This window comes from Mesorhizobium sp. M4B.F.Ca.ET.089.01.1.1, from assembly GCF_004022605.1.
Lineage (GTDB): Bacteria > Pseudomonadota > Alphaproteobacteria > Rhizobiales > Rhizobiaceae > Mesorhizobium > Mesorhizobium abyssinicae.
This window is the reverse complement of record NZ_RZOS01000372.1, coordinates 1-5,782: the sequence shown is the minus strand read 5'-3', so window position 1 is coordinate 5,782 and position 5,782 is coordinate 1. Positions and strand designations below refer to the sequence as shown.

At 65.5% G+C, this 5,782-nt stretch carries 5 protein-coding genes and 1 pseudogene; all 6 read right to left on the bottom strand.

Going from position 1 to position 5,782, the window contains the following annotated elements; translation table 11 throughout:
- Window positions 1–178: pseudogene (gene mraY / locus EN780_RS26005) on the bottom strand (phospho-N-acetylmuramoyl-pentapeptide-transferase); the annotation flags it as partial.
- Window positions 179–204: 26 nt separating this feature from the next.
- Window positions 205–1,638 carry a UDP-N-acetylmuramoylalanyl-D-glutamyl-2,6-diaminopimelate--D-alanyl-D-alanine ligase gene (locus tag EN780_RS26000; RefSeq protein WP_128275720.1) on the bottom strand — a complete coding sequence of 478 codons (1,434 nt, stop codon included), beginning with the start codon at window positions 1,636–1,638 and terminating at the stop codon, window positions 205–207.
- Complete coding sequence (locus tag EN780_RS25995) at window positions 1,635–3,089, bottom strand: UDP-N-acetylmuramoyl-L-alanyl-D-glutamate--2,6-diaminopimelate ligase (protein WP_128275719.1); 1,455 nt, start codon at window positions 3,087–3,089, stop codon at window positions 1,635–1,637. The genes EN780_RS26000 and EN780_RS25995 overlap by 4 nt, the downstream gene beginning before the upstream one ends.
- A gap of 54 nt (window positions 3,090–3,143) precedes the next feature.
- Entirely contained in the window at window positions 3,144–4,871 is a 1,728-nt protein-coding gene (locus EN780_RS25990; RefSeq protein WP_127309915.1) for a penicillin-binding protein 2, read from the bottom strand.
- On the bottom strand, window positions 4,868–5,263 hold the full coding sequence (locus EN780_RS25985; RefSeq protein ID WP_127286716.1) for a hypothetical protein: 396 nt from the start codon (window positions 5,261–5,263) through the stop codon (window positions 4,868–4,870). Before EN780_RS25985 ends, EN780_RS25990 begins: the two co-directional genes overlap by 4 nt.
- A gap of 4 nt (window positions 5,264–5,267) precedes the next feature.
- The coding region (gene mraW / locus EN780_RS25980) for a 16S rRNA (cytosine(1402)-N(4))-methyltransferase (protein WP_128275718.1) at window positions 5,268–5,782 on the bottom strand (515 nt) is incomplete at its 5' end.

The window sequence follows — 5,782 nt, the reverse complement described above, 5'->3', positions numbered from 1 at the left end:
CGGCGCGGATCGGCTGGCCCTTGCCCTGCCGGAGCCGCAGCGAATTGATGATGGTCGGTCCGAAGATGAAGACGATCAGCGCCGAGGTGATCAGCGCCCCGCCGGTGCGGAAGGTGATGTAGCGAAAGACGTTGAAGACAGAAATCTTGTCCGCAAAATCGACGAGCAATGTGAACATGAAATTCTGTCCCCCGGACCCGACCCCTAGGTCTGTTCAATGGTTGTGGCTTGCGCCGGAAATTTGCCGAGCAACGCTTCGACCAGCTTTGAAAACCCGATGCCTTTCGACGACTTGACCATCACCACGTCGCCAGGCCGCAGCGCCGACAGCAACAGCGGCTTCAGTTCCTCGGCGCCGGCGCGGTATTCGGCCTTGACGTCGCTCGGCAGTATGTCGGCGAGCGCCCGCATTTCGGGACCGCCGAGAAAGACGGTTTGCGTGCCCGTGCCGATGATCAGTTCGGCAAGCGCGGCATGCAGCTTCGCCGAATGGCTGCCGAGCTCGAGCATGTCGCCGAGCACGGCGATGCGCCTGCCCTCGCCCGACACCGGCGTCGCGTTGAGCAGCGCCATGGCGGCGGCCATCGACGCCGGATTGGCGTTGTAGCTCTCGTCGATCAGCGTGATCGGTCCTTTCGGATGGCGCAGTACGTGGCGCTTGCCGCGACCGCGCTCGGCCGACAGATCGGCCAGCGCCGCGGCCGCCTTGTCGAGATCGGCCCCGACCAGTTGCGCGGCGCCCAGCACGGCCAGCACATTCTGCACCATGTGGCGGCCGGGCGCGCCGACGCGGGCGACGATCTCCCGCCCGCCGATCTTGGCGGTAATGACGGAATGGTCGGCATTGAGCTCGCATTTGACCAGCCGGAAGGTCGAGCGGGCATTCTCGCCGAAGCCGAAGACATGCTCGACGCCTGCCGCCTTCGCCATCTTGTCGAGCAGTTTCCAACGGGAATCGTCGCGGTTGAGCAGGACCGCGCCATCCGGCTCCAGCCCCTCGAAGATCTCGGCCTTGGCCTCGGCGATCTCGTCGAGGTTGCGGAAGAAGCCGAGATGCGCGGCGGCGATCAGCGTGACGATCGCGACATGCGGCCGGACCATGTTGACCAGCGGCCGGATTTCGCCCGGATGGTTCATGCCGATCTCGAACACGGCGTAGTCACAATCCTCGGGCATCCGCGCCAAGGTCAGCGGCACACCCCAGTGGTTGTTGAAGGATTGCGCCGAGGCATGCACCTTGCCGACCGCCGACAGCACATGGCGCAGCGCCTCCTTGGTGGTGGTCTTGCCGGCCGAGCCGGTCACCGCGATGACCCTGGCCTTGGAGCGGGCCCGCGCGGCGACGCCCAGTCTTTCCAGCGCCACCAGCACGTCCTCAACGACGATCATCGGCGCCGTCAGCCGTCCGAGGGACGGCAGCTTGCCCTCGGCGACCACCAGCACGCCGGCGCCTGCCTTGACGGCGGCGGTCGCGAAATCATGGCCGTCCATCGTCTCGCCCTTGATGGCGAAGAAGGCGTCCCCCAACTCAAGGCTGCGGCTGTCGATCGAAATGCCCGATATGCCTTGCGGCATGACGCCGATCGGCCGTCCGCCCATTGCGTCGACCAGCGCCTCGGAGGTCCAGAGCAGGCTCATGCGGCGCGCTCCCTGAGCGCCGCGCGAACTTCCTCGTGATCCGAGAAATGCAGTGTCTCGGTGCCGATGGTCTGGCCTTCCTCATGCCCCTTGCCGGCCACGATCAGCGTGTCGCCGGCGTGGAGCATGGCCACCGCCTCGTGGATCGCCTTGCGCCGGTCGCCGATCTCGATGGCGCCGGGCGCGGCGGCAAGGATCGCGGCGCGGATCGTCTCGGGCACTTCCGAACGCGGATTGTCATCGGTGACGATGACGACGTCGGCGAGCCGCGTGGCGATCTCGCCCATGATCGGCCGCTTGCCGCGATCGCGGTCGCCGCCGCAGCCGAACACGACGATGACCCGGCCGGTGGTGAACGGCCTCACCGAGGCCAGCACGTTTTCCAGCGCATCCGGTTTGTGGGCATAGTCGACATAGACCGGTGCGCCGTTCGCAGTCGTGCCGACGAGGTCGAGCCGGCCCGGCGCACCCTTCAATTTCTCCAATGCCATCAGGGCTTTGGCGACAGGCGTTCCAGTGGATATGGCAAGTCCCGCCGAAACCAGCGCGTTGGCGATCTGGAAGTCGCCGGCCAGTGGCAGGTCGATTTCGTGGAGCACGCTGTCGACCTCGACCTCGGCCCGCTGCCGGTGGCGTTCGTGCTCGACCCGCTTCAGTCTGAGGAAATCGCCATGGCGGCCGACGGTCAGCACGTCGAGCCCTGCGGCCTTTGCCGCACGGACCGTCGGTTCCGACCATGGATCGTCGGCGAAGATGACGGCCGGCGCGCCTTTGGGCAGCAGCGTGTCGAACAGGCGCAATTTGGCGCGGTGATAGTCCTCGACCGTCGGATGGTAGTCCATATGGTCGCGGCCGAGATTGGTGAAACCGCCGGCGGCAAGCCTGACACCGTCGAGCCGGCGCTGGTCGAGGCCGTGGCTGGAAGCCTCCATCGACGCATGGGTGACGCCGGCATCGGCCAATTCCTTGAGCAGGAGGTGCAGCGCCGCCGGATCCGGCGTCGTCAGCGAACCATACTCGTTGCGCCCTGGCGCCACGACGCCGGTGGTGCCGATCGAGGCGGCGGCGAGGCCGGCCTGCTCCCAGATCTGCCGGGTGAAGGCGGCGACCGAGGTCTTGCCGCTGGTGCCGGTCACCGCCACCATCGTTTGAGGTTGCTTGCCGAAGAAGCGGGCGGCGCTCAGCGCCAATGCCAGCCGCGGGTCGTCGACGGAAAAGACCGGAACCGATAGGTCGGAAATGGCGCTTCCCTTGCCCGCCACGATGGCCAGAGCACCGCGCTTTGCGGCATCAGCGGCGTAGGCAGCGCCGTCGGCCTTGCTGCCGGCGAGCGCGAAAAAGACGACGCCGGTCTTGACCGTGCGGGAATCCGAGGAAATCCCGGTGACCTCCAGGTCGGGGGAAGCTGTTCCCTCGACAGGCAGGATACCGGCTAGTTCTTTCAGCTGCATCGGGTCCCGTTCATAGCAACAAAATAGCGCGCAGTTGCCGGCGCGCCCCAAGAATCACTGATAGGAAACCAGCGTTGCACCATTTTCATGGCTGAAATCTGGCTTCACGCCAAGCATGGCAGCCGAACGGCGGATAATGTTTCCCGCCATGACGCCCGCATTCGAGGCCGCGGTCGCTCCCATGCCGGGCTTTTCCGGCTTCGGCTCGTCAGCGATCGTCAGCACGATGTATTGCGGATCGTCCATCGGGAAGGCGGCGACGAAGGCGTTGAAATTCTTCTCCTTGGAGTAGCGGCCGTTGACGACCTTCTCTGCCGTGCCGGTCTTGCCGCCGACGCGGTAGCCCGGCACCCTGGCGCTCTTGCCCGAGCCCTTCTCGGCATTGAGCGCATAGAGATAGCGCATGCCTTCGACGGTCTTTTCGCTGACCACCTTCTTTGCAACTTCCATCGCCTGCTGCGCCGTGCGCGGCAGGAAAGTCGGTTCTATCAGGAAGCCGCCATTCATCAGCGCGGCGCAGCCCACCGCCGTCTGCAGCGGCGTCGTCGACACGCCGTGGCCGAAGGCGATGGTGATCGAATTGACCTGCTTCCACACTTTGGGCTCGGTCGGCCGCGCCACTTCCGGCAATTCCGTCTGCATCTTCTCGAGCACGCCCAGGCGATGCAGGAATTCGCGGTGTCCCTCGATGCCGACCGCCTCGGCCTCCTTGGCCGAACCGATGTTGGAGGAATAGATGAACACCTCCGGCACCGACAGCACGCGGCCCTTGCTGTGGAAGTCGTGGATCGTCTGGCGGCCGATCCTGATCGGGCGCGTAGCGTCGAACCGGCTTTCCAGCGTCACCTTGCCGGAATCCAGCGCCATGGCGGTGGTGAAGCTCTTGAAGGTCGAGCCCATTTCATAGAGGCCGGCCGACATACGGTTCAACCGGTCCTTGTCCTGGGCATTGTAGGGATTGTTGGGATCGAAATCCGGCACCGAGGCCATCGCCATCACTTCGCCGGTCTTCACGTTGAGGACGACGGCGCCCGCCGCAATCGCATGGAACCGCTCCATGCCGTTGGCCACCTCGTCGCGCACGACGTTCTGGACGCGCAGGTCGATCGACAGTTGCACCGGCTTCAGGTCCCTGGCCACGGCCAGGCCCGACGCCTGCAGGTCGGTCAAACCCTGGTCGTCGATATATTTCTCCATGCCGGAGATGCCCTGATTGTCGATGTTGGTGAGACCGACGATGTAGGACGAGGTTTCGCCGCTCGGATAGAAGCGGCGCTTCTCGGTGCGGAAACCGAAGCCGGGGATGCCGAGCTGCATGATGTCGGACTGCTGCTTCGGCGTCAGCTGCCGCTGCAGCCAGACGAAGCCGGCTCCGCTCTTCAGCTTGTGATAGGTCTGCTCGTAGTCGATCTCGGGCAGCACGGTCGACAGCTTCTCGATCGCCTCGTCGGCGTCGACGATGCGGCGCGGTTCGGCAAACAGCGAGGCGGTCTTGATGTCGGTCGCCAGCACCTCGCCATTGCGGTCGACGATGTCAGGCCGCGACGCCGTGACACGGTTCTGCGGCCCGCCCGACATGTCGGGGCTCTGGAAGCCGAGATAGACCAACCTGCCGGCGATGGCCGAATAGATGCCGAAGAACACCGCCATCGTCATCACGATGCGGGTCCTGGCCCTGCCGCCGGTCGCCTTGCGGGCGCCCTCGACGACGATCGAGCCGTCGTCGCCCTGCTTCTTGCGGCGCTTCAGCAGACTTCCGAGCGTCGAGAATTTGGCGATCATTGCACGATGCCTCCGGTCACGACCGGGTCCTTGGCCCCCTTGGGCCCATTGTCGGAATTATCGGCCATGCCGCCCAGCCGCTGCGACGAGAGGTCCTCGATGGTGACCGGCTTTGCCGGCAGATCGTCGAGATTGACGATCTGGCGCGCATTGACCGGCTCCAGCCCGAGCTGCGACTTGTAGATTTCGGCGAGCTTCTGCAGGCGCGAAGGCTGCGTGAGCAGGCTCCAGTCGGCCTTGAGCAGGTCGATCGTGTCCTCCTCGTAGCGGATCTGCGCCTCGATCTTCTGCACCGAAGCCAATTGCTCCTCAGCCTCGCGCTTGGTCTTGTAGGTCAAGGCCGCCGCCGAAACCATGACGGCGATCAGGACTATGTCGCTGGTACGAAACACGTGCTTACCTCTCCCCCGGCCGCTCGACGGCGGGAAGCTTTGGAAGGCCGAAAATCGAAAAATCGCCGGCGCGCGCCGGCGCCTCGCTGCGGATCGCCGCGCGCAGCCTGGCCGAACGCGCCCTGGGATTGGCGGCGATCTCGGCCTCGCCAGGCGTCACACCGCCTCCCGACTTCCTGAACGTCGCCGGACGCGCCTGCGCCTCTGGCATATGGCGCGAGCCGCTCGCGGCCTCCGCCCGATCGGCGATGAAACGCTTGACGATGCGGTCCTCCAGGGAATGGAAGGTCACCACGGCGAGCCGGCCGCCCGGCTTCAGCGCGCGCTCGGCCGCGAACAGCGCCTTGGCCAGTTCGCCTAGCTCGTCATTGACGAAGATGCGCAACGCCTGGAAGACGCGGGTCGCCGGATGGATCTTGTCCTTCGGCGCGCGGCCGATATGCGTCTCGATCGCGTCGACCAGATCGAGCGTGCGCTCGAATGGCCGCTTCTCGCGCCGGCTCTCGATCATGCGGGCGA

Coding starts and splice junctions, on each gene's coding strand:
- EN780_RS26000 (WP_128275720.1), bottom strand. CDS start 1,638: ATGAGCCTGCTCTGGACCTCCGAGGCGCTGGTCGACGCAATGGGCGGA.
- EN780_RS25995 (WP_128275719.1), bottom strand. CDS start 3,089: ATGCAGCTGAAAGAACTAGCCGGTATCCTGCCTGTCGAGGGAACAGCT.
- EN780_RS25990 (WP_127309915.1), bottom strand. CDS start 4,871: ATGATCGCCAAATTCTCGACGCTCGGAAGTCTGCTGAAGCGCCGCAAG.